Origin of the sequence: Paraburkholderia sp. WC7.3g (assembly GCF_050436345.1) — a bacterium.
GTDB lineage: Bacteria > Pseudomonadota > Gammaproteobacteria > Burkholderiales > Burkholderiaceae > Paraburkholderia > Paraburkholderia podalyriae.
This window is the reverse complement of the sequence record NZ_JBNDMA010000002.1, coordinates 756,548-781,472: the sequence shown is the minus strand read 5'-3', so window position 1 is coordinate 781,472 and position 24,925 is coordinate 756,548. Positions and strand designations below refer to the sequence as shown.

Here is a 24,925-nt window from a genome sequence, read left to right as displayed (position 1 = left end):
GGGCGGGTTCGCTGTGGCTACAATACGAGTCATGAATGCCTCCAGGACTCCCGCCTCCCCGCCCGCTGCGACAAGCGCGGCACCAGTCTCGTCGTCGGCTTCGACCGACTGGCGCATCGATCGCGAACGCGCCGTCAAACTGTTCGGCGCGCATGCGCATGACTGGCCGATCGAAATCGTCGAAGAAACCGGCTCGACCAACGCCGACCTGATGGCGCGCGTGAAAGCACTGCCGCGCCGCGCGAACGCGCTGCCGCAGCCGATCGTGCGCGTCGCGTATCTGCAGACCGCGGGGCGCGGCCGCCGTGGCCGGCCGTGGTACGCGGAGCCGGGTAACGCGCTGCTGTTCTCGGTCGCGTGCGTATTGCCGCGCCCGCTCGAAGGGCTCGCGGGCTTGAGCCTCGCGGTGGGCGTCGCGCTCGTCGACGGGTTGCGCTCGCTGCCGGTCGCAGGTCCCGGACAGATCGCGCTGAAGTGGCCGAACGACGTGCTGCTCGAAGGCGACAAGCTCGCCGGCATCCTGATCGAAACCGCGTGGAGCACCGACGATGCGAGCGCGGTCGTGATCGGCATCGGCACCAACGTGAAGGGCGCCGATGAACTCGCGGCGAAGGTCGGCGCGCTGAACACCGACGTGCCGCCGCAGGCGCGCGGCACGGTGCCCACCGCGTTGCAGCGCGCGCTGCCGAATGCGAATCTGACCGACACGCTCGCCGCCGAATTGAACGCGCTCGAGCCGATGCTGCAGCGCTTCGGCGCCGAAGGCTTCGCGCCGTTCCAGCCGCGTTGGAACGCGGTGCATGCTTACGCGGGTCGCGAAGTCGTGCTGCTCGAGCAGGGCGAGGAACTCGCGCGCGGCGTGGCGGCGGGCGTCGACGAACGGGGCCAGTTGCTGCTCGATACGGCTGAGGGCCGCCAGAGCATCGCGACCGGCGACGTGTCGCTGCGCCTCGCCGACGGTGTCGTATGACGCAGCGCGCGCCCTATCTGCTGATCGACGCGGGCAATAGCCGGATCAAGTGGGCGCTGGTGCAGTCCGATGGGACGCAGTTGGCGAGCGGCGCGCTCTCGCATGACGACCTTGCCGGGCCACGCGCGCGGCCGGGAGCGCAACCCGGTTGGACTGACTGGCCGGCGCCATGCGGCGCGTGGCTCTCCAACGTGGCGGGCGCGGAGGTCGCGACGCACATCGCGACGCTCGTCGACGTGCACTGGCCGCGACTGCCGCTCGCGACGATCCGCGCGAGCGCTCGCCAATGCGGCGTGACCAATTGCTACACGACACCGGACTCGCTCGGCAGCGATCGTTGGGCCGGCATGATCGGCGCGCACGCGACCTTTCCCGGCGAGCATCTGCTGCTCGCGACCTTCGGCACCGCGACAACGCTCGAGGCCTTGTGCGCGGACGGCACATTCATCGGCGGATTGATTGCGCCGGGCTGGACGCTGATGATGCGCTCGCTCGGTGAGTACACCGCGCAACTGCCGACGCTCGACGCCGCACACGCGCGCAGTCTGCTCGACGCGGCCGACCTGGCCCGTCGCGGCCCGTTCTTCGCGACGGATACGCCACGCTCACTATCGGCGGGCTGCACGCTGGCGCAGGCGGGATTGATCGAGCGGATGTGGCGGGATCTGCAGGAGGAGTGGCAGGTGCCGGTGCGTCTCGTGGTCAGCGGCGGCGCCGCCGACGAAGTGGCGAGCGCGCTGAAAGTGCCGCATACTCGCCACGATTCGCTGGTGCTGTCGGGGCTTGCGCTGATCGCGGCCGAGGATACGGCGCGGCAGCGCGTCTGATTGCCTCGCGCGCATATCGCCGTGTATTTTTCGCGCCAGCGCTTCTCCGTCACAACCCAGGCTCAACTCGTATCTGGATTGGAAACACCCATAATGCTTCGCTGGCCGATCGCCATTCTGATTGTTGTCAACGTGCTGGCTTTCGTCGCGCTGCGTGGCACCTTTGGCCCGACACCCACCGCGGGCGGACGCGAACCAAACCGTCTGAACCGCCAGATTCATCCGAGCTGGCTGAAGGTGCAGCCGGTCAGCGCCGCCGATGCCGCCGATCAGGCGGTGGTCGGCGGACCCGCGCCGGAGGCGCCGATTTCGACATCGGAGTTGCCGCAGTAGCGAGGCGAGGTTCCGCAGTCCGCCGCGCTTGCCCGCGGCAATCAGCAGCATCAACCCAGCGTGCGTACCTTCTTCAGCAGCGCGGTCGTCGAGCGATCGTGCTCGAACGCTATCGCGAGCGCCTTGCCGCCCCAGCCACGCACGAGCGCCGATTCAGGCAGCGCGTCCATGTCGTAGTCGCCGCCCTTGACGAGAACGTCCGGGCGCAGCGCGGCAATCAGCTCGACCGGCGTCTTCTCGCCGAAGCCGACCACGTAGTCGACGCTTTCCAGCGCCGCGAGCAAGGCCATGCGGTCGGCCTCGTTGTTGATCGGCCGGTCGTCGCCCTTGCCGAGCATCCGAACCGACGCGTCGCTATTGACCCCGACGATAAGGCATGCGCCCAACGCCTTCGCGTCAGCCAGATAGGTCACGTGACCGCGATGCAGGATATCGAACACGCCGTTCGTAAACACGACGGGCGCGCGCAGCGAAGGACGCAGTTTCGCGAGGGCATCGCGCGTCAGAATCTTGCGTTCAAAGATGGCGGTCATCGTACAGTCACAGAGTTGCGGAGTTACGGAGTTACGGGAACGGGAATGTCAGGTGCCGTCACGATACACGCTGGACCGCGCGAAGCAAAACGGTCCGGCAAGCTCGCGCCTGCCGGACCGCCTTTTCAAATGGTATTGAAACCGCCCGAGCCGTTACGCCGGCTGCTGATGCGCCGAGTTTTGATCAGCGGCCTGCAGGCGCGCGACCACTTCCTTGCGATAACGGTTCAATTCCTGCGCGGTGTTGAACGTGCGTTCGAACAGCAGCGACAGGTTGTGCAGAATGCGCTCGACGACCTTCTTTTCCCAGCCGTCGTCGAAACGGATCTGCTCGTCGAGCCAGCGCTCGAGCCATTCCGGATCCGGCAGACGCGACTGAATCGTGTCGCGCGGGAACAGCGCCTGGTTCACGTGCAGGTTGGTGGGGTGCAGCGGCTTTTCGGTGCGACGCGCCGACGCCATCAGCACACCGATCTTCGCGAACGCGGCACGCGCGATGTCGCCGGTTTGCGCCATCGCCTTCTTCATGTAGCGCAGATACGCGCCGCCGTGGCGCGCTTCGTCGCGCGAGATGGTTTCGTAGATGTGCTTGATGACCGGCTCGGTGTGCCATTCAGCAGCGCGGCGATACCAGTGATTGAGGCGGATTTCGCCGCAGAAGTGCAGCATCAGCGTTTCGAGCGGCGGCGCGGGATCGAACTCGAAGCGCACCGCATGCAGTTCCTCTTCGGTCGGGACCAGTTCCGGCTTGAAGCGGCGTAGGTACTCCATCAGCACCAGCGAGTGTTTCTGCTCCTCGAAGAACCACACGCTCATGAATGCGGAGAAATCGCTGTCGTGATGATTGTCACGCAGAAACATTTCCGTGGCGGGCAACGCCGACCATTCGGTGATCGCGTTCATCTTGATCGTCGCGGCCTGCTCGTCGGTCAACAGCGATGCATCGAATTTGTCCCAGGGAATGTCCTTCTCCATGTCCCATCGAACGGATTCGAGCGATCTATAAAGTTCCGGATAAAGCATGGTGTTCATAGTCCCACCCCTGTTCTGCACATACTGTGTGTGTCTGTTGCTGCTACGTGTAGTCGTTTTTACCTACGACGAACGGATCTGCCGTTTATCGGCCAAGCGTTCAATTTTACGCGTTAACCGGCCGCCCAGAAGCATCGGGCAGCAAAGAAGTCCGGGCTGTTGTATTGTCGTCTGAAGCGTGATCCAGCCGCCGCAGCCAACCGTGGGTGAGGAATACCCTTTGCCTGAGGTCGAGCCAGTCTGGGTCGACAAACCACCCCGTCCAGCCCTGCACCGGTAGTGCCGGCGGCGAATGACGCCAGGGTGGCGGGATTGGTTGCTTTCAGCGCGCGCCCCAAAGCCAGATCAAGCTTACACAATGATAGCATGCGCTTCCCACCAAACCCGTGACAGAAGCCGCGCGAGTGCGCTGTGGCATTGACTTCTCTCAAGAAATTCGGCGATTCGCGCGCGCGGAAATCGACGGCGTTGGAATAGGGAAAAACGCAGCCGATCAGTCGCCTTCATCATCGGCCACTGATTCCCGGCGCGCCGTCCGGCTCACGTCGACTTTTTCGGCGTTGCCGCGCTCGTTCCGGCCGCGCGTTTGGCTGACGTGGCTGCGCGCTTCGCGGCCGGCCGTTTGGCGGCGGGCTTCGCGTTTTGCGCGGCGGCGCCCGATGCATCGGCGCCCGGCGCATCGGCGGCCTTCGACGGCTCCGGCTTTCCCTGCGTGCCCCCGCCCGCCGCGGCGACCGCGACGGACGGCTGCGTCACCGCGAACTGCGCGATCTGGTTGAACTGCGATTGAAGCAGGTTCCACCACGCGGATGCATCGAAAGCGGGCGCCGCTGGCGCTTCCTCTTCGTCACTGTCGGCCTGCGTGGCGCTTTCGGGCGCGAGCTCGGCCGGCTTCGTCCAACTCCGCGCCGGCGCGTCAGTCGCGGCGGAACTCGACGCAGCCGCCGCCGGCTGCGACATCGACGACTGCGCGAACGCGCCGAACGCGCGCAGTGTCGCGAGTGTCGCGCGTTGCACTTCGAGCGCCTGGGTCGCCGACTGCAGCATGCTCAGGTTCAGCTTCAGCCATTGCTCGACCGCGCGCATGTCGGTGATGCGCTTGTCGAGCTCCTCGACGCTCGTGAGCGGCGCCATCATGTCGGTCATCATCGACAGCGACGGGCTCGTGCCGCCCCCCGGCTGCGCGCCCGTCATGGCGGCGCCGAACGGCGACAGCCGAATCATGGCCCACATGCGATCGAGCATTTCAGCGGGCGGGAAACCGGGAAAACCGGGAAAGGGCGGCGCGGAGCCAGTGGTGTCGGTCATGCTTGTCGCCTCGGTGCCTGAAGATTGGTGGGGTGCGCGCAGCCGCGCGCGTTGATTCGATCATACCGTGCCGACTGTGGCATCAGGATCGCTCGTCGTTGCGTGGATCGCCCGCGCCAAAATCCGGCGCGCGCCGCTCCCGCAACGAGCTCAGGCCCTCGCGCACATCGGGCCCCGCGAAGCCCATGAATTCGAGCGCGAGCGAAGCATCGAACGCCGGCCCCGCCGTGCGCAGCCAGTTGTTCAGCGCGTACTTGGTCCAGCGGATTGCGGTCTGCGAACCGTCGGCGAGCTTGCGCGCGACTTCGAACGCCTTCAGCAGCAGATCGCTTTCGTCGACGGCGAGCGACACGAGCCCGATGCGCTCCGCCTCCTCGCCGCTCACCGGCTCGCACAGCAGCAGGTAGTACTTCGCCTTCGCCATGCCGCACAGCAGCGGCCACACGATCGCCGCATGATCGCCCGCGGCGACGCCGAGGCGCGTGTGTCCGTCGATGATGCGCGCCGTCTTCGCCGCGATCGAGATATCGGCGAGCAGCCCCGCGACGAGCCCCGCGCCGACCGCCGGACCATGCATCGCCGAGACGATCGGCTTGCCGCAGTTGATCACGTTGTAGACGAGGTCGCGCGCTTCGCGCCACACGCGCGTGCGCACCTCGAAATCGTTCGCCATGTCCTCGACGAGTTGCAGATCGCCGCCGGCCGAAAAGCCCTTGCCCTCGCCGCGAATGATCGCGACGCGCGTGTCGGGATCGCGATCGATGTCGCGCCAGACCTCGGCGAGTTCGTAATGCATGCGCGCGTTCGCGGTGGCGAGACCGCTCCTGTTCGCGCCCTCGCCGCTCATCACGACTTCGAGCACGCCGTGCGGATGACGCTGCAAGCGCAGCGACTGATAGTGCGCGTAGCACGCGTCGTTCGGTTGCGATGGCTGAGACATGATGAGCAATCCGTGAAAGATTCATCCAGTCGCGCGCGCAACGTCGCGACCCATTCAATGCGGCTGATAAAGCCACTTGCCATTACTGATTTCGACCATCACGCGGGCGCTCGAGCGAGGCGCGCTCGTACGCGCCTGAACGGAAGACGCGCAAGCACGCCGATGTTCAGCTGTGGAGAAGTCCAATCGCGGCATGCTATTTCCTCACGTCGGGTTTCATTGTGATGTATTGCCGATGTGCTACCGATGCGTTGCTGCACGCCATCCGAAACTCGCGCATTTCGCGCCGTCCCAGCCGGCGCGCCAGTCAGTGTAGCCGCGCACGCTGGCGGCGGCATCGGGCGAAACCCTTTCGCGCGTGCCGCCGCGTCAAGGCACGACGGCATCACCGCCGCGCTTCAGTCGAGCGGCGCGATGCTCTGCTCGATCGCACCGAAAATCGATTTGCCCGCGTCGTCGAACATGTCGATCTTCACGGTGTCGCCGTACTTCATGAACTCCGTTTGCGGCGCGCCGTGCTCGATCGTTTCGAGGCAGCGCTTCTCGGCGATACAGCAGTAGCCACGCTTCGCGTCCTTGTTCGACACCGTACCCGAACCGACGATAGAACCGGCACGCAGATTGCGCGTCTTCGCCGCATGCGCGATCAGCTGACCGAAGTGAAACACCATGTCGGTGCCCGCGTCGGGCTGGCCGACCTTTCTGCCGTTCCAGTGGACGATCATCGGCCGATGCACGCGCCCATCGCGCCAGTGTTCGCCGAGTTCGTCCGGGGTCACAGCGACCGGCGCGAACGACGTGGCCGGCTTGCTCTGGAAAAAGCCGAAGCCCTTCGCGAGTTCGGCGGGGATCAGATTGCGCAGCGACACGTCGTTGACCAGCGCAACCAGCCGCACGCCGCGCAGCGCCTGCTCGGGCGTCGCGCCCATCGGCACGTCGCCGGTGATGACCGCGACTTCGGCCTCGAAGTCGATGCCGTACTCTTCCGATGCGCACACGACGTCGTCGCGCGGACCGATGAAGTCGTCGCTGCCGCCCTGGTACATCAGCGGGTCGGTCCAGATTTCGGGCGGCATTTCCGCGCCGCGCGCGCGCCGCACGAGTTCGACGTGGTTCACGTACGACGAGCCGTCGGCCCACTGGAACGCGCGAGGCAGCGGCGCCATGCACTCCTTCGCGTCGAACGAAAAGCTGTTGCGCGCGCGGCCCTGGTTCAGCGCATCGTAGAGGTCGTGCAGTTGCGGCGCGTAGAAGGCCCAGTCGTCGAGCACGCGCTGCAACGTGGGCGCGATCGCGTCGGCAATGGCCGCCGTGTGCAGGTCGCGGGACACGACGATCAGTTGACCGTCGCGCGTGCCGTCCTTCAGCGAGGCAAGTTTCATAGTGCTGTGAACCGTGTAAGAGTGACGATGGAAGGAATCTATTCTACGATGGTGAATCGGCGCGGCCCAGTATGAGTGTTCGTCGTCGCTGTTCGTCGCTGTTCGTCGCCGTTCGTCGCTGGTCGTCGTTGCCACAGGCACTACCGCCATTTATTTTTACCGAATGCGCCGCCCGCGCCTTTTGCCCATGTCCGCCAACGCCCGCTCCGGCACGATCCGCACCCGCACCGACCCGGCATCCGCCGACGATCTGCTCGAGCACGCCGATCTCACCGACGCAACCGGCGCCGATGACGAAACCGGCGAACCCGGCGAAGAAAAACTACGCTCGGGCATCCAGTCGATCGAGGTCGGATTCAGGCTGCTCGACGTTCTGACCCACGAACCGCGCGCAATGATGCTGCGCGATCTCGCGCAGCGCGCGGGCATGAGTCCGGCGAAGGCGCATCGCTATCTGGTCAGTTTTCTGCGCCTCGGGGTGGTCGCGCAGGACCCGCTGTCGGGCCGCTACGAACTCGGCGGCTTCGCTTTGCAGTTGGGGCTCGCGCGGCTTGCGCGCGTCGACGGTGTGAAGCTCGCGCGCATCGCCCTCGCCACGCTTCGCGACCGGCTCGATCTGACGGTCGGCATCGCCGTATGGGGCAATCAGGGACCAACGATGGTGCACTGGATGGAGTCGAGCTATCCGGCCAAGGCATCGCTGAAACTTGGCGACGTGATGCCCTTGCTCAGCTCGGCGACCGGTCTGCTGTTCGCCGCCTACCTGCCGTCCGGCAAGACCGCCGCGATGCTCGAGCGCGAGCTGGCCGACTCGCGGCGCTCGTCGTATAGCGGCGTGCCGCGCACTCGCGAAGACGTCGACAAGGTTCTCGCCGAGGTGCGCGAACACGAGGCCGCGCGCGTCGAAGGCATGCTGCTCCCGACGATCCACGCGTTTTCGATGCCGGTGTTCGATTCGACCGGCGAACTCGCGCTCGGTCTGGTCGCGCTCGGCCATGAGGGCGCGTTCGATATCCGCTGGGGCGGCGAGATCGATACCGCGCTGCGCGAATGCGCGCGCAAGCTGTCGTACGAACTCGGCTACAGCGCGACGCCACGCAGCGAACACGGTTGATACGGACCGGACCTTCCAGACCTCCACCCATTCAAGCGCCGATGGACTTTGCTTCCGCCACCCGCCGTCGTGATCGCCTGCCAGCATTTGGCAAGGGGCCGGGACGCGGCGCGCGCGCGTGGCGCTGGATCGCGGTGCTCATGGCCGTGGCGGTCGTGCACTGGATCGCGGCGCAATGGTTCGAGCGCAATCGCGTGAATCTCAATCCCGCGGATCACGAGCATGTGCCGGTGCAGGTCGCGCTGCTGACGCCCGAGAAGGTCGAGCGTCAACCGGCGCTACAGCCGGCCGCGCCGGCACGGCATCCGCCCGCGCCCGCACGCAAGCCCGCGGTGAATCAGCCGCGCGAGCAGCATGTGTTGACCGCGTTGCAGCCGGCCAGGCCGAACGAGCCGGCGGCAACGCCGGCATCGGAGGTGGCGGCGAGCGCGCCGCCCGCCGCTGCGAACGCGAATGCATCGGCCCAAGCGAACGCCAGCGGCAACGCCGCGAGCGCCCCGGCCGCGGCCAGCGCGCCGCAAGCGTCGCAGGGCGTGAAGTTTTCGGTACCGCCATCGGCCGAGCTCGAATACGACACGTTCTACAACGGCGTGCGCAACGCGCCCGGCACGATCCATTGGGCGAGCGATGCGCACGGCTACGAAATGATCGTGTCGGTGCCGCTGCCGTTCGTCGGTCCGTTCGTGTTTTCGAGCCACGGCGGCATCGATGCCTTTGGCCTCGCGCCGGCGCAGTACAGCGAAAAGCGTGGTCGTCGCGCGGAAGACATCGCGATCTTCAGTCGCAACGACAGGAAAATCGGCTTCACGCGCACGCCGGCCACGTTGCCGTTGCCCGACGGCGCGCAGGACCGCTTCAGCGTCGTGATGCAACTCGCGAGCCTCGTGCGCGGCGATCCTGACGCCTATAAGCCTGGCGTCGCGCGACAGTTTTTCGTCGTCGATACCGATAGCGGCGAGAACTGGCCGATCGAGACGATCGGCGACGAAATGATCCGCGCGGCGCAGGGCTATCTGCAGACGCGTCATTTCAAACGTCTGCCGCGGCGCGACGGCGACCAGCGCCGTATCGACGTGTGGCTCGCGCCGTCGCTCGGCTGGCTGCCCGCGCGCATCCTGCAGACGGAGCCGAACGGCTCCCAGTTCGAACTGGTGTGGCGTGGCAAGCTCAGTGCCGATGAGACGTCGCCGGATCACGGCGGTGACAACGGCGCGGCGGCCGCAACGCCAGCGCCGGCGGATGCATCGGCAGTAACGCCCGAGACCGCCCCCGCCGCACCGGTCGATTCGACCGCTCCGGCCATCATCAAACCGTGACATGTTTCGTGACAGAGTGTCACGAGCAGATTCGCTCAAGATCGGCGAAACTTCCTTTGCAACGCTGACTCGCACCTCAATGGAGCGCCCGTTCGCGAGAACGAGGCGACCTACCGCGCTTTTTCACTGCGTTTCCTTCAAAGGAGTCCGCATGCAGGTGAACATCAACGGTATCGAAACACGCTACGTGCTGAGCAACGAAGGCGGCGGCCCGTGGCTCACCTTCATCCACCAGTTGGGCGGTGATCTTTCCATCTGGGATCAGATGGCCGGCTATTTCCGCGACGATTACGCGGTGCTGCGCTACGACGTGCGCGGCCACGGCCACAGCGCGGTCGCGCGCGAGCCGTTCGGCATGCGCGATCTGGCCGACGATCTGGCCAAACTGCTCGATGCCCTCGGCGCGCCGACGACGCACCTGGTCGGCCTGTCGCTCGGCGGCATGATCGCGCAGCAATTCGCGCTCGACCATCCGTCGCGCATCGACACACTGACGATTGCCGATAGCGCCGGCGGCACCCCGCCCGATAGCCACGCGTTATGGGATCAGCGCGCTCACACCGCGCGCAGCGAGGGCATGGCGGCGCTGTTGCCGTCGACGCTCGCGCGTTGGCTCACGCCCAACTTTCATGCCGGGCATCCCGAAGCGGTCGAGCCGATCCGTGAGACCTTTGCGCGCACGCCGCCGGAAGGTTTTGCGATGGCCTGCGAGGCGCTGCGCGATTTCGACCTGCGCGGCCGCCACGGCTTGATCCGCTGTCCGACGCTGACGGTGGCCGGACGTCACGACACGGGCACGCCCCCTGCTGCTACTCAGGCAATAGCGGAGGCGATCGAGGGCGCCCGCTTCGAGTTGCTGGACGCCGCGCATCTCGCGCCAATCGAGCAATCTCACCGTTTTGCCGCCTTGCTTGAATCGTTTCTGGAGCGGCGGGTCTAACCTTCAGGTCCGGAGCTTTTTACTTGCGTCGTCCGGACCCACCCCTTGAATTCCATCCCACATGCTCCACCTATGGTGCAGAAAACGGCAGGAGCCCAACGGAAATAAGGAGTGTCGCCATGCAAATGATCTATAACAGCCCTAACTATTGCGTCGTCGAGTTTCCTCCGCAAGAAGGTCTGCTGGCCATGAAGTCGGGCGGCTACGAGATTGTCGACAAGAACATGCAGCGCGAGATCTACATCGACGGGGCAATGGCGGCGCGTTTTCGCGAGCATGTGCAAAAGCTGATCGAAGGCGAGCCGACGCTCGACGAGGTCGACGAGTTCCTCGGCCAGTTCGACAGTCTGATGCATCAACCGGTGGTCCTGCACTGACCGGAGGGATTTAGCTGACACTCTGGCAACATCGATCGACCGCACCGCGCGGCTTTGCCGGCGGGTTCCATCAGGCGGTCGGCGGCAGCGAAACGGCCCGGCAGGCTTTGGCTTCCCGGGCCGTTTCTTATCGCGTCATTTCATTGCTTCGCTTGCTTCGTTTGTTAGCGCGTTGCCGGATTCCTGGCGCGGCGCGCTCTTATACGTCGATTTTGCCGGCCGCCCTTTGCGCCGGCCCGCCGCGCCGGGCGCATCCGTCCGGCAGCGGCTACAATGACAGGCTTTCCGCCAACGCCGGCGCAAGCCCTCTTCCGCCATGACCCAGCCTGCTCAATCCGTCACGCCAGTCCGTTCCGAGCCCGCCTACACCCGCGGCGCAGCGCTGCCCGCGCTGCTGAACTCGCGCATCCTGATTCTGGACGGCGCGATGGGCACGATGATCCAGCGCTACAAGCTCGACGAAGCCCGCTATCGCGGAGAGCGCTTCAAGGACTACGCGCGCGACATCAAAGGCAACAACGAACTGCTGTCGATCACCCAGCCGAAGATCATCTCCGAGATTCACGAGCAGTATCTGGCGGCGGGTGCGGACATCATCGAAACCAACACGTTCGGCGCGACCACGGTCGCGCAGGCCGACTACGGCATGGAATCGCTCGCCGTCGAGATGAACGTCGAATCGGCGAAACTCGCGCGCGCCGCATGTGACAAATACGCGACGCCGGACAAGCCGCGCTTCGTCGCTGGCGCGATCGGCCCGACACCGAAAACCGCGAGCATTTCGCCGGACGTCAACGATCCGGGCGCGCGCAACGTGAGCTTCGACGAACTGCACGCCGCGTACTACGAGCAGGCGAAAGCGCTGCTCGACGGCGGCGCGGACCTGTTCCTCGTCGAAACGATCTTCGATACGCTGAATGCGAAGGCCGCACTGTTCGCGCTCGACGAGCTGTTCGAAAACACCGGCGAGCGTCTGCCGATCATGATCTCGGGCACCGTCACCGATGCGTCGGGCCGCATTCTGTCGGGCCAGACCGTCGAGGCCTTCTGGAACTCGCTGCGTCACGCGAAACCGCTGACGTTCGGCCTGAATTGCGCGCTCGGCGCAGCGCTGATGCGCCCGTACATCGCCGAGCTCGCGAAACTGTGCGACACCTACGTGTCGTGCTACCCGAACGCCGGCCTGCCGAATCCGATGAGCGACACCGGCTTCGACGAATTGCCAGCGGATACCTCGGGCCTGCTGAAGGAGTTCGCAGAAGGGGGACTCGTGAACGTCGCGGGCGGCTGCTGCGGCACGACGCCCGAGCACATCGCGGCGATCGCGAAGGCGCTCGCCGAGCTGAAGCCGCGCAAGTGGCCCAGCCAGTATCGCGACGCGGCCTGAGCCGGCCTCACGTACTTCACCCGAAGCCCAGCACGCCCCTTAACGCACGCACCCGACTCGCACACACGCCATGACCGATCACACCATGCGCCTTGCCGGCCTCGAGCCGTTCAACGTCACGTCCGGGACGCTTTTCATCAACGTTGGCGAACGCACCAACGTGACAGGCTCGAAAGCGTTCGCGCGAATGATCCTGAACAATCAGTTCGACGAAGCATTGGCCGTCGCGCGCCAGCAGGTCGAGAACGGCGCGCAGGTGATCGACATCAACATGGACGAGGCGATGCTCGATTCGAAAGCGGCGATGGTGCGCTTCATGAATCTGATCGCGTCGGAGCCGGACATCGCGCGCGTGCCGATCATGATCGACTCGTCGAAGTGGGAAGTGATCGAGGCGGGCCTCAAGTGCGTGCAGGGCAAGGCGATCGTCAACTCGATCTCGCTGAAGGAAGGCAAGGAAGCGTTCGTTCATCATGCGAAGCTGATTCGCCGCTATGGCGCGGCTGCCGTCGTGATGGCGTTCGACGAGCAGGGCCAGGCCGACACGTTCCAGCGCAAGACCGGCATTTGCAAGCGCTCGTACGACGTGCTCGTCAACGAAGTCGGCTTTCCGCCCGAAGACATCATCTTCGATCCGAACATCTTTGCGATCGCGACCGGCATCGAGGAACACAATAACTATGCGGTCGACTTCATCGAGGCGACCCGCTGGATCAAGCAGAACCTGCCGTACGCGAAGATCAGCGGCGGCGTGTCGAACGTGTCGTTCTCGTTCCGCGGCAACGACCCGGTGCGCGAGGCGATCCACACGGTGTTCCTTTACCACGCCATCCAGGCGGGGATGGACATGGGCATCGTCAACGCGGGCCAGCTCGGCGTGTATGCCGAACTCGATCCCGAACTGCGCGAACTCGTCGAAGACGTCGTGCTGAACCGCCGTGCAGACGGCACCGACCGCCTGCTCGAAATCGCCGACAAGTTCAAGAGCGGGGCCGCGAAGAAGGAAGAGAACCTCGAATGGCGCAACCAGCCGGTTGAGAAGCGTCTTGCGCATGCGCTCGTGAGCGGCATCAACACGTTCATCGTCGAAGACACCGAGGAAGTGCGCGCGAAGATCGCCGCCGCGGGCGGCCGCCCGATCAACGTGATCGAAGGTCCGCTGATGGACGGCATGAACATCGTCGGCGACCTGTTCGGCCAGGGCAAGATGTTCCTGCCGCAGGTCGTGAAGTCGGCGCGCGTGATGAAACAGGCAGTCGCACATCTGATCCCGTTCATCGAGGAAGAAAAGCGCCAGCTCTCGGCGGCCGGCGGCGACGTGCGCGCGAAGGGCAAGATCGTCATCGCGACCGTGAAGGGCGACGTGCACGACATCGGCAAGAACATCGTGTCGGTCGTGCTCCAGTGCAACAACTTCGAAGTGGTCAACATGGGCGTGATGGTCCCGTGCAGCGAGATCCTCGCGAAGGCGAAGGTCGAGGGCGCGGACATCATCGGGCTGTCGGGCCTGATTACGCCGAGTCTCGAAGAGATGGCCTACGTCGCGTCGGAAATGCAGCGCGACGACTACTTCCGCGTGAAGAAGATTCCGCTGCTGATCGGCGGCGCGACGACCTCGCGTGTGCACACGGCGGTGAAGATCTCTCCGCACTACGACGGGCCGGTGGTCTACGTGCCGGACGCGTCGCGCTCGGTATCCGTCGCCTCGAGCCTGCTGTCCGACGAGGGCGCCGCGAAGTACATCGATGAACTGAACGCCGATTACAGCCGCATCCGCGCTCAGCACGCGAACAAAAAGGCGCAGCCGATGGTCACGCTCGCCGCAGCGCGCGCCAATAAAACCAAGATCGAGTGGGCAGGCTACCAGCCGGTCAAGCCGAAGTTCATCGGCCGGCGCGTGTTCAAGAACTTCGATCTGAACGAGCTCGCGAACTATATCGACTGGGGTCCGTTCTTCCAGACGTGGGATCTCGCCGGCCCGTATCCGGCGATTCTCAACGACGAGATCGTCGGCGAATCGGCGCGGCGCGTGTTTTCGGACGGCAAGTCGATGCTCGCGCGCCTGATCCAGGGCCGCTGGCTGCACGCCAACGGCGTGATCGCGCTGTTGCCGGCCAACACGGTGAACGATGACGACATCGAAATCTACACGGACGAATCGCGCACCGAAGTCGCGCTGACGTGGCGCAATCTGCGTCAACAGAGCGTACGGCCGGTGGTCGACGGTGTGATGCGGCCGAACCGCTCGCTTGCCGACTTCATCGCGCCGAAGGACTCGGGCGTCGCCGACTACATCGGCATGTTCGCGGTGACGGCGGGTCTTGGCGTCGACGTGAAGGAGCGCCAGTTCGAGAAGGATCACGACGACTACAGCGCGATCATGCTCAAGGCGCTCGCGGACCGGCTCGCCGAAGCCTTCGCCGAAGCGTTGCACGCGCGCGTGCGGCGCGACCTGTGGGGCTACGCGAACAGCGAAACCCTTTCCAACGACGAACTGATCGCCGAGAAATACCGTGGCATCCGCCCGGCGCCCGGCTATCCGGCCTGCCCCGACCACCTCGTCAAGCGCGACATGTTCGACGTGCTGCAGGCGAACGAAATCGACATGAGCGTGACCGAATCACTGGCGATGCTGCCGGCCGCGAGCGTGTCGGGTTTCTACCTCGCGCATCCGGACAGCACCTATTTCTCGGTCGGCAAGATCGGCGCGGATCAGCTCGACGATTACGCGCAGCGGATGTCGCTGACGAAAGCGGACGCCGAGCGCGCATTGGCACCGTTGCTTTAAGCGTGAAGCGATACGTGGCGTGGCCGTGCGGCCCGGGCCGCGCGTGCGCCAGCGCGTGCGCCACTATATCGAGTCCGAAAGACTGAATATTTTCCGCCACGGCAATTTGGGCTTTGTAGACTGATGCGGCTTTCATCCCGTCAGGCGCGAGCACAACGCGCCGGCTCATCCAGATTGCAACTGTCAACGGAGAAAATCGTATGAAGAAGCTCACGCTGTTATTGACCGCTGTTTCGCTGGCCGCAGGCGCTTCCGTGGTGCTCGCGCAACCCGCCGCGCCGGCCAGTTCGAGCGCGGTCAGTTCCTACTCGCCGCCGACCGAGGCACACGTCAAAAAGGCGAAGAAGCAAAAGAAGAAGAAAGGCGCGGCGGCGTCGGCAGATTCCGCGAGCCAATAAGCGGCACAGCGGACGAGCGTTCCGAATGACAAAGAGCCCGCGGTGAGCGGGCTCTTTTCTTGTCTGCGCCAGAAGCGCCCACCACCTGCTGCGAACGGGCCGCGGCACCCGGAACCCAGCAGAAATCAGAGCCCCCAGACGATATCCGCGTTTTCCTTCTGCGCCGCGCGCAGCATGTCGAGGAACGGATAGGCGCGCTGCGCGAGTCCGGGTGGAATCTCGTGACGTTCGTGGCCGCCCTCCCCCTCGTGGAAATGGCCCTCGTGCTCGGCGCGCTCCTGCTTGTCGAAGGTGATCGCCGCTTCCAGCTTTTCGATGGCCGAGCCCAGTTCCTCGTGGGTGATGACGCCGCGCTGCCCAAGGCGTTTGCCGACAATGCCGACCAGATACTGCGCCAGATTCTCCAGCATCATGACGTCCGGGCAGGCGTGGCACTTGAAAGTAATCAGCATGACTGCTCCCTTTTTCGTTATGTCGGGTTGACGCACGAGCGTCCCACGGGCGGCGGCAGCGCGCGCCTGACGTGGCGCCGGCAACGCGCGGCGGCCACAGCCCCTCGCGGGCAACTCATTGAACATATTAGCACCTGCTAAAATTCCGTCTGAACGGAAAAGCGCGCCGCCAGCGCCATGTACGGCGAGGCTCGACGAGCATCGCGCACGTGTGCGACCGGGCGTCGAAGCATCGGTCGCAACCGGCATGCCGCGCGAGCCTGCATAATCGCGAGCCGCCGTGCGGCGCCCGCCGCGTTGCGCTGCTTGCGTCGCGTGTTGTCGCATCGTCTCGGGGACAGCCTGCCGGCGGCGCCGCCTTTAGCGCCGCAACGCGCGCGGGCCGCGTTCCACGCATGCGACACCGGCGCGGCCGGCACCTCTTCCGCCTTACCGGATTGCCTCACTGGACTCGCAACAAGCATGCTGCCCGCACACAAACACACACTCGAAACACTGCTCGCCGAGACGGTGAAGCAGGTCGCGACTGCCACGCAAGGCGCGACTGAAGCCGCCTTCGTCTCGCCCGCCATCGCGCTTGAGCGCCCGAAAGTCGCCGCGCACGGCGACGTCGCGTGCAACGTCGCGATGCAGCTCGCCAAGCCGCTGCGCGCCAATCCGCGCCAGCTCGCGCAGCAGATCGTCGATGCCCTGCTCGTCAATCCGCAGGCCAAAGGCCTGATCGAGACCGCCGAAGTGGCGGGCCCCGGCTTCATCAACCTGCGGCTCACGGCTGCAGCCAAGCAAGGCGTGATCGCCGCCGTGTTCGCCGGGAAAGACGCGTATGGCCGCTCGCAGCACGATGCCGGCAAGCACGTGCTGATCGAGTTCGTGTCGGCCAACCCGACCGGCCCGCTGCACGTCGGCCACGGGCGTCAGGCCGCGCTCGGCGACGCGCTCGCGAACGTGCTCGCGTCGCAGGGCTGGGACGTGCACCGCGAGTTCTACTACAACGACGCCGGCGTGCAGATCCAAACGCTCGCGCTGTCGACCCAGGCGCGCGCACGCGGCCTCGCCCCCGGCGACGAAGGCTGGCCCGCGTCGGCCTATAACGGCGAGTACATCGCCGACATCGCAAAAGACTATCTGAACGGCATCACCGTCGAGGCGAGCGACGGCGAGCCTGTCACCGGCGCGGGCGACGTCGAGAACCTCGAAGCGATCCGCCGCTTCGCGGTCACGTATCTGCGTCGCGAGCAGGACATGGACCTGCAGGCGTTCGGCGTGAAGTTCGACCAGTACTACCTCGAATCGTCGCTATACACGGAAGGCCGCGTCGAGAAAACGGTCGACGCGCTGATCGCCGCGGGCAAGACCTACGAGCAGGAAGGCGCGCTGTGGCTGCGCACCACCGACGACGGCGACGACAAGGACCGCGTGATGCGCAAGACCGACGGCACCTACACGTACTTCGTGCCGGACGTCGCCTATCACGTCGCGAAGTGGGAGCGCGGCTTCACGAAGGTCATCAACGTGCAGGGCTCGGACCACCACGGCACGATCGCGCGCGTGCGCGCGGGCCTGCAGGGTCTCGGCATCGGCATTCCGAAGGGCTACCCCGACTACATCCTGCACAAGATGGTCACGGTCATGCGCAACGGCGAAGAGGTGAAGATCTCGAAGCGCGCGGGCAGCTACGTGACGGTGCGCGATCTGATCGAATGGTCGGGCGGCGCGACGCCGGGCTCGGAAGCGGCAGTCGATCTGATCGACGAGGAGACCATTCGCCGCGGCCGCGACGCGGTGCGCTTCTTCCTGATCTCGCGCAAGGCGGACACCGAGTTCGTGTTCGACATCGACCTCGCGCTGAAGCAGAACGACGAGAACCCGGTGCACTACGTCCAATACGCGCACGCGCGCATCTGCTCGGTGATCGCCGAGTGCAACGCGCGCTACGGGCTCGACGACAGCGCGCTCGCGAGCGTGGATCTCGCGCCGCTCACGAGCGAGCGCTCGATGGCGCTGCTCAACAAGCTCGCCGAATTCCCGGACATGCTGCAGCACGCCGCCGACGAGCTCGCGCCGCACGCGGTCGCGTTCTACCTGCGCGAACTCGCCGGAGAATTTCACTCGTTCTACAATGACCGTGCCGAGCGCGTGCTGGTCGACGATGCGGCCGAACGCAACGCTCGCATCGCGCTGCTCGCGGCCACGCGCCAGGTGCTGGCCAACGGTCTCGCGACGATCGGCGTCTCCGCTCCCGTCAAGATGTAACTCCTGCGGCGCAATATGCACGCGGCCGTCGTTATAATCGACGGCCCGTTCCTGGATTCTTTTTGCAGGTGATTCGTACGATGGCAAAACCACGCCGCACAACAAAGCAATCGAAGCAAACCGGGGGCACTTTTCTCGGTCTCGTGCTGGGCCTGATCGTCGGCCTGGCGATCGCGGTAGTGGTGGCGCTGTATATCACCCGTGCACCGACGCCGTTTGTGTCGAAGGTCGCGCCGCCGGCGGCGACGGACAACGGCGCGAGCCAGGCGCAATACGATCCGAACCGTCCGCTGCAAGGCAAGACGCCGGGCCAGCCGGTGCCGCAGGCCGCGCAACCCGCGCCGCCGAACACCGCGCCGGGTCAGACCAACGCGCAGACCCAGTCGGGCATGCTCGAAGAACCGCAGATCGTCGAAGTGCCGCCGTCGGCCGGGAACGCGAATAACAACGGCACGGCGGTCGCGCCGAATCCCGCGCAGGAAAACGGCACCGGCGGCACCATCGCGCCGGCGCCGGCCAGGAAGCCGCAGACGTCGAGCGCGCCGGCCGCCACCGCGGAAGGCTCCGCGCCGAAGGGCCCGAGCACGACCACCGCGGCCAACACCAAGCCGGGCTCGGCCGCCGCGCCCGCGCCGGGCGACGCGAACACCGGCTACTTCCTGCAGGTCGGCGCGTACAAGACCGCCGCCGACGCCGAACAGCAGCGCGCGCGTCTCGCGTTCCAGGGCTTCGAATCGAAGGTCACGCAGCGCGATGCCGGCGGCGTCACGTACTTCCGCGTGCGCATCGGGCCGTTCTCGAAGTTCGAGGACATGAATTCGAGCCGTCAGCGTCTGTCGGACGCCGGTGTCGATACCGCGGTGATCCGCTTCACCAAACAATAAATAAACGGTAACGCCGGCTCGCGCGGCGCGTCGAACTATCGGCGCGGCGCGCGGGTCACAAGCACGATGGCCGCTTCGACCTCCGCTTCGACCTGTTTCGTGTCGGGCGGCCACGCCGAATCCGACCAGTGGTGACGGGCCTTTCGTATCGCGTCACCGCGCTCCGCCTTATCTGGGTCTACACAACATGAAAAAACTGCTGAGCATCCTGTTTCTGTCGCTGGGCCTGATCGCGGCCAGCGCGCACGCGTCGCCGGCCGCGCCGGTCGCCGGCAAGGACTACACCGTGCTGGCCTCGCCGCAGCCGACCGACGTGCCGGCCGGCAAGATCGAAGTCATCGAATTCTTCTGGTACGGCTGCCCGCATTGCAATGAATTCAACCCGTTCCTCGACGCGTGGGTCAAGAAGCAGGGCAAGGACGTCGTGTTCCGCCGCGTGCCGGTCGCCTTCCGCGACGACTTCATCCCGCACTCGAAGATGTTCCATGCGCTCGACGCGCTCGGCGTCGTGGACGAACTGACGCCGAAGGTCTTCAACGAAATCCACGTCAACAAGAACTACCTGCTGACGCCGGAAGATCAGACCAAGTTCCTTGCGAAGCTCGGCGTCGATCCGAAGAAGTACATGGAAGCGTACAACTCGTTCTCGACGCAAAGCGCGCTGCAGAAGGACAAGAAGCTGCTCGACGACTACAAGATCGACGGCGTGCCGACGCTCGCGGTCCAGGGCAAGTATGAAACCGGCCCGGCCGCGACAGGCACCCTGCCGGGCACGATCCAGGTGCTCGACTACCTCGTCTCGCAAGTCCGCGCCAAGAAGATGTAATCACGAGGCGCCGGTATGACTTCACCGCTGAAGGTTTTCATTACCGGCGCTTCGAGCGGCATCGGCCTCGCGCTCGCCGGCGAATACGCACGGCGCGGCGCGATTCTCGGCCTCGTCGCCCGCCGCGGCGACGCGCTCGCCGCGTTCCGGCAGTCCCATCCCCAGAACACCGTCTCGGTCTATGCAGTCGACGTGCGCGACACGGAAGCGCTCGCCGATGCGGCCGCGCGCTTCATCGCCGCGCACGGCCTGCCCGACGTCGTGATCGCCAACGCCGGCATCAGCCGCGGCGCACTGACGGGCCACGGCGAACTGCGCACCTTCCGCGAGGTGATGGACATCAATTACTTCGGCATGGTCGCGACGTTCGAGCCATTTGCCGCCGCGATGGCCGCATCGAAGCGCGGCACGCTGGTCGGCATTGCGAGCGTCGCGGGCGTGCGCGGCTTGCCGGGTTCGGGCGCGTACAGCGCGTCGAAATCGGCGGCCCTGAAGTATCTCGAAGCGTTGCGCGTCGAGATGCGGCCGTTCCGCGTCGGGGTCGTTACAATCGCGCCCGGCTATATCCGCACGCCGATGACCGAGCACAATCCGTACGACATGCCGTTCCTGATGGACGCCGACCGTTTCGCAGCGAAGGTCGCGCGGGCGATCGAACGGCAGACGTCGTTCGCGGTGTTTCCGTGGCAGATGCGCGTGGCCGCGATGCTGCTGCATGTGCTGCCGCGCCGGCTCTACGACCGCGTGTTCGAACGCGCGCCGCGCAAGCCGCGCGTTGTCACCGAGTAAATCATGCAGCCCCGTGCGGTCGATGCAGCCGGCGCCGCGCACAGTGTCGCAGGCGCCGATGCGCGCATCGTATCGCTGGTGCCGAGCATCACCGAAACGCTGTTCGCGCTCGGCCTCGAGCGGCAGATCGTCGGGCGCACCGGCTTTTGCGTGCATCCGCGCGACAAGGTCCGCGCGGTGCCGAAGGTCGGCGGCACGAAAGCCGTCAAACTCGACGCGATCCGCGCGCTGCGCCCCACCCATCTGATCGTCAATGTCGATGAGAACGAACGCGACACCGTCGAGCAACTGCGCGCGTTCGTGCCGCACATCGTCGTCACCCATCCGCAGACGCCGCGCGACAATCTCGCGCTGTACACGTTGCTCGGCACGATCTTCGGACGAGAGGACGAAGCGCAGCGCCTGAGCACCGCGCTCGAAGCGCGTCTGCACGAAGCCGCCGCTCACAGCTTCGCCGCGCAGAACGTGCTGTACCTGATCTGGCGCGAACCGTGGATGAGCGTCGCGCGCGACACCTACATCGCCGCGATGCTGCGTCTCGTGAACTGGCACACGCTGCCCGACGTGTACGGCGGCCGCGTGGGCGCCGCGCGTTACCCCACGCTCGACTTCGACGACGCGCCGTGGCTCGCGCAAGTCGACCGCGTGCTGCTGTCGAGCGAGCCATACCGCTTCACGGCCGCACATCGCGATGCGCTCGCGCGCGATCCGCGTCTCTCTGGCAAACGCATCGAGCTGATCGATGGGGAAATGACGTCGTGGTACGGCGCGCGCGCGATCTATGGCATCGACTATCTGCTGCGCCAGACGGCGGCGGCTTGACGCGGCAACATGGCGCGCCGCCGCATATGGATATGTCGATTAAATGGTTGTCGCCATAATGGCCCTTCGATAAGCTTTCGCGAAGGCGCGCCGCCAGCCAGGCCTCGAAGGTCGGCTTACGCATCGCCGCCATAAACACAACCACACGCACCGCTGACTGCGCTCGTTACCGGAGATCCTATGCACTTCAAACTGCTCGCAGCCGCCATCCTGCTCACCGCGCCCGCGCTCGTGCTCGCCAAGCCGTTGACCGTCTGCACCGAATCGAGCCCCGACGGCTTCGACGTCGTGCAGTTCAATTCGCTCGTCACGACCAATGCATCAGCGGATGTGATCTTCAATTCGCTGGTGTCGTTCGATGAAGCCGCGAAGAAGGTCGTACCCGCGCTCGCCGACAAGTGGGAAGTGAGCCCCGACGGCTTGACCTACACGTTCCACCTGCGCCCGAACGTGCAGTTCCAGACCACTGACTTCTTCAAGCCCACCCGCGCGCTGAATGCCGACGACGTGATCTTCACGTTCGACCGCATGCTCAACGACAGCAATCCGTGGCACAAGGTGGCGGGCGCGAGCGGCTTCCCGCACGCGCAGTCGATGGGGCTGCCGAAGCTGATCAAAGCGATTACCAAGGTCGACGACAACACGGTCAAGTTCGAGCTTAACGAGCCGAACGCGACGTTCGTGTCGATTCTGACGATGGGGTTTGCATCGATCTATTCGGCCGAGTACGCGGACCAGTTGCTGAAGGCCGGCAAGCAGGTCGACCTGAACGCGAAGCCGATCGGCACCGGGCCCTTCGTGCTGAAGAGCTATACGAAAGACGCGGTGATCCGCTACGACGTGAATCCGAGCTACTGGGGGCCGAAGCCTAAGATCGAGCGCCTGATCTACGCGATCACGCCGGACGCGACCGTGCGTGCGCAGAAAGTGAAGGCTGGCGAATGTCAGATCGCGCTGTCGCCGAAGCCGCAGGATCTTGCCGACGCGAAGAACGACAAGTCTCTCGCGATCGTGCAAACGCCCGCGTTCATGACGGCGTTCGTCGCGCTGAACACGCAGAAGAAGCCGCTCGACAACCAGAAGGTGCGCGCCGCGCTGAACATGGCGTTCGACCGCACCTCGTATCTGAAGACCGTGTTCGACAACACCGCGACGCCGGCCGTGAACCCGTATCCGCCGAACACGTGGAGCTACAACCGGTCGATCAAGGGCTGGCCGTACGATCCGGCGAAGGCGAAGCAGCTGCTCGCCGACGCGGGCTATCCGAACGGCTTCGAAACGACGATCTGGGTGCGTCCGAATGGCAGCGTGCTGAATCCGAATCCGAAGGCCGGTGCCGAAATGCTGCAGGCCGACTTTGCGAAGATCGGCGTGAAGGCGGAAGTCAAGGTTATCGAATGGGGCGAGCTGATCAAGCAGGCGAAGCAAGGACAGCATGACTCGCTTTTCATGGGCTGGGCTGGCGACAACGGCGATCCGGACAACTATCTGTCGCCGCTGTTCAGTTGCAATGCGGTGAAGTCGGGCATCAACTTCGCGCGATTCTGCGATCAGGATCTCGACAAGCTGATTGCCGACGGCAAAGCCACGGCCGATATCGCCAGGCGCACGAAAGCGTATGAAGCCGCGCAGCAAATCATCCACGACGAAGCGCTGTGGATTCCGCTCGGCTATCCAACCGCTGCCGCAATCACGCGCACGAACGTGAGCGGGTATCGCGTGAGTCCGTTTGGGCGGCAGAATTTTGGGGCGGTGGCGGTACGGTGATTCTGCGCCGCGGCTGACGCCGCCGACCCTGCAAGAAAGCCCGGTTTTTGCCCGGGCTTTTTTTTGTTCAACGCACGGATTGGCTGGTTGCATCTAACACTGCGTAACCTTTTTCCGACGTGATTTCGGGTCTTTGCCCGCCAGACCTATTCCTAATGCAATTTTCCTCTGGCAAGAAGCTGATAATTGCTTGCGAAGTAGCCGCCTACACTTTGACAGAAGGAATGGTTATGGCAATGCAAGCTCCGACGAGGACAGGTTTTGAACGGTGGCAGGATGGCGTTAGCAAGGCTGTAAGCGATGTCAAATGGAATTCCTGGGACTGCGAGATCCAGAGGGCAGTCAATGAGTACAACCGCCATCTTCGCGGCACATCCGGGTACGTGCCCTTGGACTGGCAGCTTATCAAGGCGATGTTGTGGGTCGAAACAGGTGCGCACGATCCTCAGTGGAACGCCAAGCCGATGCAAATTGGGGTTTCAGGAGATCCCGGACTAGCATCGCTGCTTTCGGGCAAAGAAGGCGGCGATCTCACTCTGGTTCCAGGCTGGAAAAGACAACTGACAGTAGCCTCAGTCAGAACGATACCGGCGTATAACATCCGCGCCGGGATTGGCTACCTGCTCATGCGCATGGCACGTTTCGAGCACCGAAGCGTACTTGACGCTGACCCTAAAGTCTATGAAATCGGTGTCAAGCCAGGCGATAGCATGGACAAGATGGCGAGGGCTCAAGGCACCACAATCGAGACGTTGAGAAAACTGAACCCGACGGCCACTGTTCTTCGCCCTGGACAAGTGTTGAAGTACCGGAAAGCGTCAGTTCAAAACGTGATTGCAGGCTGGCACCCCATCTCCACGACATTGATAGCGCAGCGCTATAAGGGACGCCGCGACCCAAACTACGCCAGAAAGCTTGATTACGCGTTGTCATTGGTTCGTAAAGGAAAGGCAGCCCTATGCGCACAATCAAGTTGATCTGTTTCGGCCTGGTCGCCTGCCTGCCAACAATGGTCCCTGCGGCCTCAACTGCTCCCGTTGCGAGCGAGAAAACTTTGCGCGAGGAATGCAGCGCGTTCTCGCAAGCGGGAATGCGGGACTGTCTGGCAGAAAAAGCAGAGGCCAGTCAGAAGGCCCTCAGACGAGCCGAGGAGAAGATGGCTGGCACCCTCTCCAAATGGGATGAAGACAACAAGTACGTCAACCAGGCCAGGACAAAACTCGCCGCCTCAAACCGGAAATTCGCCGAGTACCGCGAGACTCAATGCGACTTCTCAGCTTCATTAAGTGGTGGCGGAGCCGGCAATGCGCACGAAATGGGTCATTTGGCTTGCGTTTCGGAACTGAATAACCGGCGTGCCCAGCAACTCCGCGACGCTGCATCTGACTTGCCGTTGAAGTAGTTCGTATGAACACACCCAGCACCGTTGCGCCGCCAGCAACTAACAGTGCTGAATTATTCAAAAAAAGGCCCGCTATACGCAGCCG

General features: G+C 64.6%; 23 protein-coding genes and 1 pseudogene. 18 read left to right on the top strand and 6 right to left on the bottom strand.

Features of this window, described 5'->3' with window-relative positions:
* The first annotated feature begins 31 nt into the window (after positions 1-31).
* The 3 genes from OKW43_RS15115 to OKW43_RS15105 all read left to right on the top strand — a co-directional run bounded on the left by OKW43_RS15115 (position 32) and on the right by OKW43_RS15105 (position 2,130).
* Positions 32-970 (top strand): biotin--[acetyl-CoA-carboxylase] ligase, encoded by a 939-nt coding sequence (locus OKW43_RS15115; RefSeq protein ID WP_429448221.1) that lies wholly within the window; start codon positions 32-34, stop codon positions 968-970.
* Complete coding sequence (locus OKW43_RS15110; RefSeq protein ID WP_429448219.1) at positions 967-1,797, top strand: type III pantothenate kinase; 831 nt, start codon at positions 967-969, stop codon at positions 1,795-1,797. The genes OKW43_RS15115 and OKW43_RS15110 overlap by 4 nt, the downstream gene beginning before the upstream one ends.
* A gap of 93 nt (positions 1,798-1,890) precedes the next feature.
* On the top strand, positions 1,891-2,130 hold the full coding sequence (locus OKW43_RS15105; protein ID WP_187636958.1) for a hypothetical protein: 240 nt from the start codon (positions 1,891-1,893) through the stop codon (positions 2,128-2,130).
* A gap of 50 nt (positions 2,131-2,180) precedes the next feature.
* Here OKW43_RS15105 and rfaE2 read toward each other — a convergent pair whose 3' ends face one another.
* The 5 genes from rfaE2 to OKW43_RS15080 all read right to left on the bottom strand — a co-directional run bounded on the left by rfaE2 (position 2,181) and on the right by OKW43_RS15080 (position 7,325).
* Positions 2,181-2,663 carry a D-glycero-beta-D-manno-heptose 1-phosphate adenylyltransferase gene (gene rfaE2 / locus OKW43_RS15100; protein ID WP_429448217.1) on the bottom strand — a complete coding sequence of 161 codons (483 nt, stop codon included), beginning with the start codon at positions 2,661-2,663 and terminating at the stop codon, positions 2,181-2,183.
* Between the two features lie 153 nt (positions 2,664-2,816).
* Entirely contained in the window at positions 2,817-3,695 is an 879-nt protein-coding gene (locus OKW43_RS15095; protein WP_187636960.1) for a ferritin-like domain-containing protein, read from the bottom strand.
* A 540-nt stretch (positions 3,696-4,235) separates the two neighbouring features.
* Entirely contained in the window at positions 4,236-5,003 is a 768-nt protein-coding gene (locus tag OKW43_RS15090) for a PhaM family polyhydroxyalkanoate granule multifunctional regulatory protein (RefSeq protein WP_187636961.1), read from the bottom strand.
* 82 nt (positions 5,004-5,085) lie between these two features.
* Positions 5,086-5,943: an enoyl-CoA hydratase/isomerase family protein gene (locus tag OKW43_RS15085; protein ID WP_429448214.1), complete on the bottom strand. Its 858-nt coding sequence runs from the start codon at positions 5,941-5,943 to the stop codon at positions 5,086-5,088.
* Between the two features lie 398 nt (positions 5,944-6,341).
* On the bottom strand, positions 6,342-7,325 hold the full coding sequence (locus OKW43_RS15080) for a fumarylacetoacetate hydrolase family protein (RefSeq protein WP_429448212.1): 984 nt from the start codon (positions 7,323-7,325) through the stop codon (positions 6,342-6,344).
* Positions 7,326-7,512: 187 nt separating this feature from the next.
* Between OKW43_RS15080 and OKW43_RS15075 the strand changes: the two genes are divergently transcribed.
* The 7 genes and pseudogenes from OKW43_RS15075 to OKW43_RS15045 all read left to right on the top strand — a co-directional run bounded on the left by OKW43_RS15075 (position 7,513) and on the right by OKW43_RS15045 (position 15,645).
* A complete protein-coding gene (locus OKW43_RS15075) occupies positions 7,513-8,439 on the top strand; it encodes an IclR family transcriptional regulator (RefSeq protein ID WP_187636964.1) in 927 nt (308 codons plus the stop codon).
* A 41-nt stretch (positions 8,440-8,480) separates the two neighbouring features.
* Positions 8,481-9,755: a DUF3108 domain-containing protein gene (locus OKW43_RS15070; protein ID WP_429448210.1), complete on the top strand. Its 1,275-nt coding sequence runs from the start codon at positions 8,481-8,483 to the stop codon at positions 9,753-9,755.
* 151 nt (positions 9,756-9,906) lie between these two features.
* Complete coding sequence (locus OKW43_RS15065; protein WP_429448208.1) at positions 9,907-10,695, top strand: alpha/beta fold hydrolase; 789 nt, start codon at positions 9,907-9,909, stop codon at positions 10,693-10,695.
* 119 nt (positions 10,696-10,814) lie between these two features.
* The gene (locus OKW43_RS15060; protein ID WP_062125693.1) at positions 10,815-11,072 is read left to right on the top strand and encodes a BTH_I0359 family protein; all 258 of its coding nucleotides are present in this window, start codon (positions 10,815-10,817) and stop codon (positions 11,070-11,072) included.
* Positions 11,073-11,388: 316 nt separating this feature from the next.
* Positions 11,389-12,459, top strand: a complete 1,071-nt coding sequence (locus OKW43_RS15055) for a homocysteine S-methyltransferase family protein (RefSeq protein WP_429448206.1) — start codon at positions 11,389-11,391, stop codon at positions 12,457-12,459.
* Positions 12,460-12,517: 58 nt separating this feature from the next.
* A pseudogene (metH, locus tag OKW43_RS15050) lies at positions 12,518-15,247 on the top strand (methionine synthase); the annotation flags it as partial.
* A 200-nt stretch (positions 15,248-15,447) separates the two neighbouring features.
* Positions 15,448-15,645 carry an acid-shock protein gene (locus OKW43_RS15045; RefSeq protein ID WP_187636969.1) on the top strand — a complete coding sequence of 66 codons (198 nt, stop codon included), beginning with the start codon at positions 15,448-15,450 and terminating at the stop codon, positions 15,643-15,645.
* A 125-nt stretch (positions 15,646-15,770) separates the two neighbouring features.
* On the opposite strand, the gene OKW43_RS15040 is transcribed toward OKW43_RS15045, so the two are convergent.
* On the bottom strand, positions 15,771-16,097 hold the full coding sequence (locus tag OKW43_RS15040) for a DUF1840 domain-containing protein (protein WP_187636995.1): 327 nt from the start codon (positions 16,095-16,097) through the stop codon (positions 15,771-15,773).
* 462 nt (positions 16,098-16,559) lie between these two features.
* Between OKW43_RS15040 and argS the strand changes: the two genes are divergently transcribed.
* The 8 genes from argS to OKW43_RS15000 all read left to right on the top strand — a co-directional run bounded on the left by argS (position 16,560) and on the right by OKW43_RS15000 (position 24,840).
* Positions 16,560-18,350 (top strand): arginine--tRNA ligase, encoded by a 1,791-nt coding sequence (gene argS, locus OKW43_RS15035; RefSeq protein WP_187636970.1) that lies wholly within the window; start codon positions 16,560-16,562, stop codon positions 18,348-18,350.
* A gap of 80 nt (positions 18,351-18,430) precedes the next feature.
* Positions 18,431-19,234 (top strand): SPOR domain-containing protein, encoded by an 804-nt coding sequence (locus OKW43_RS15030; protein WP_187636971.1) that lies wholly within the window; start codon positions 18,431-18,433, stop codon positions 19,232-19,234.
* A gap of 187 nt (positions 19,235-19,421) precedes the next feature.
* Positions 19,422-20,060: a thiol:disulfide interchange protein DsbA/DsbL gene (locus OKW43_RS15025; RefSeq protein WP_187636972.1), complete on the top strand. Its 639-nt coding sequence runs from the start codon at positions 19,422-19,424 to the stop codon at positions 20,058-20,060.
* A gap of 15 nt (positions 20,061-20,075) precedes the next feature.
* Entirely contained in the window at positions 20,076-20,849 is a 774-nt protein-coding gene (locus OKW43_RS15020; protein WP_187636973.1) for an SDR family oxidoreductase, read from the top strand.
* Positions 20,850-20,852: 3 nt separating this feature from the next.
* On the top strand, positions 20,853-21,671 hold the full coding sequence (locus OKW43_RS15015; protein ID WP_187636974.1) for a cobalamin-binding protein: 819 nt from the start codon (positions 20,853-20,855) through the stop codon (positions 21,669-21,671).
* A gap of 180 nt (positions 21,672-21,851) precedes the next feature.
* Positions 21,852-23,438, top strand: a complete 1,587-nt coding sequence (locus tag OKW43_RS15010) for an ABC transporter substrate-binding protein (RefSeq protein WP_429448201.1) — start codon at positions 21,852-21,854, stop codon at positions 23,436-23,438.
* A 230-nt stretch (positions 23,439-23,668) separates the two neighbouring features.
* The gene (locus OKW43_RS15005) at positions 23,669-24,415 is read left to right on the top strand and encodes a LysM peptidoglycan-binding domain-containing protein (RefSeq protein WP_429448199.1); all 747 of its coding nucleotides are present in this window, start codon (positions 23,669-23,671) and stop codon (positions 24,413-24,415) included.
* Positions 24,397-24,840, top strand: coding sequence for a lysozyme inhibitor LprI family protein (locus OKW43_RS15000; protein ID WP_187636976.1), 444 nt, complete (start codon positions 24,397-24,399; stop codon positions 24,838-24,840). Before OKW43_RS15005 ends, OKW43_RS15000 begins: the two co-directional genes overlap by 19 nt.
* The last annotated feature ends 85 nt before the right edge of the window (positions 24,841-24,925 follow it).

Bases quoted from the DNA above. Each gene is read 5' to 3' on its own strand.
- OKW43_RS15010 (WP_429448201.1), top strand. From the start codon at position 21,852: ATGCACTTCAAACTGCTCGCAGCCGCCATCCTGCTCACCGCGCCCGCG.
- OKW43_RS15090 (WP_187636961.1), bottom strand. From the start codon at position 5,003: ATGACCGACACCACTGGCTCCGCGCCGCCCTTTCCCGGTTTTCCCGGT.
- OKW43_RS15065 (WP_429448208.1), top strand. From the start codon at position 9,907: ATGCAGGTGAACATCAACGGTATCGAAACACGCTACGTGCTGAGCAAC.
- OKW43_RS15000 (WP_187636976.1), top strand. From the start codon at position 24,397: ATGCGCACAATCAAGTTGATCTGTTTCGGCCTGGTCGCCTGCCTGCCA.
- OKW43_RS15055 (WP_429448206.1), top strand. From the start codon at position 11,389: ATGACCCAGCCTGCTCAATCCGTCACGCCAGTCCGTTCCGAGCCCGCC.
- OKW43_RS15030 (WP_187636971.1), top strand. From the start codon at position 18,431: ATGGCAAAACCACGCCGCACAACAAAGCAATCGAAGCAAACCGGGGGC.
- OKW43_RS15080 (WP_429448212.1), bottom strand. From the start codon at position 7,325: ATGAAACTTGCCTCGCTGAAGGACGGCACGCGCGACGGTCAACTGATC.
- OKW43_RS15110 (WP_429448219.1), top strand. From the start codon at position 967: ATGACGCAGCGCGCGCCCTATCTGCTGATCGACGCGGGCAATAGCCGG.
- OKW43_RS15115 (WP_429448221.1), top strand. From the start codon at position 32: ATGAATGCCTCCAGGACTCCCGCCTCCCCGCCCGCTGCGACAAGCGCG.
- OKW43_RS15105 (WP_187636958.1), top strand. From the start codon at position 1,891: ATGCTTCGCTGGCCGATCGCCATTCTGATTGTTGTCAACGTGCTGGCT.
- rfaE2 (WP_429448217.1), bottom strand. From the start codon at position 2,663: ATGACCGCCATCTTTGAACGCAAGATTCTGACGCGCGATGCCCTCGCG.
- argS (WP_187636970.1), top strand. From the start codon at position 16,560: ATGCTGCCCGCACACAAACACACACTCGAAACACTGCTCGCCGAGACG.
- OKW43_RS15015 (WP_187636974.1), top strand. From the start codon at position 20,853: ATGCAGCCCCGTGCGGTCGATGCAGCCGGCGCCGCGCACAGTGTCGCA.
- OKW43_RS15070 (WP_429448210.1), top strand. From the start codon at position 8,481: ATGGACTTTGCTTCCGCCACCCGCCGTCGTGATCGCCTGCCAGCATTT.
- OKW43_RS15005 (WP_429448199.1), top strand. From the start codon at position 23,669: ATGGCAATGCAAGCTCCGACGAGGACAGGTTTTGAACGGTGGCAGGAT.
- OKW43_RS15040 (WP_187636995.1), bottom strand. From the start codon at position 16,097: ATGCTGATTACTTTCAAGTGCCACGCCTGCCCGGACGTCATGATGCTG.
- OKW43_RS15045 (WP_187636969.1), top strand. From the start codon at position 15,448: ATGAAGAAGCTCACGCTGTTATTGACCGCTGTTTCGCTGGCCGCAGGC.
- OKW43_RS15060 (WP_062125693.1), top strand. From the start codon at position 10,815: ATGCAAATGATCTATAACAGCCCTAACTATTGCGTCGTCGAGTTTCCT.
- OKW43_RS15020 (WP_187636973.1), top strand. From the start codon at position 20,076: ATGACTTCACCGCTGAAGGTTTTCATTACCGGCGCTTCGAGCGGCATC.
- OKW43_RS15095 (WP_187636960.1), bottom strand. From the start codon at position 3,695: ATGAACACCATGCTTTATCCGGAACTTTATAGATCGCTCGAATCCGTT.
- OKW43_RS15025 (WP_187636972.1), top strand. From the start codon at position 19,422: ATGAAAAAACTGCTGAGCATCCTGTTTCTGTCGCTGGGCCTGATCGCG.
- OKW43_RS15075 (WP_187636964.1), top strand. From the start codon at position 7,513: ATGTCCGCCAACGCCCGCTCCGGCACGATCCGCACCCGCACCGACCCG.
- OKW43_RS15085 (WP_429448214.1), bottom strand. From the start codon at position 5,943: ATGTCTCAGCCATCGCAACCGAACGACGCGTGCTACGCGCACTATCAG.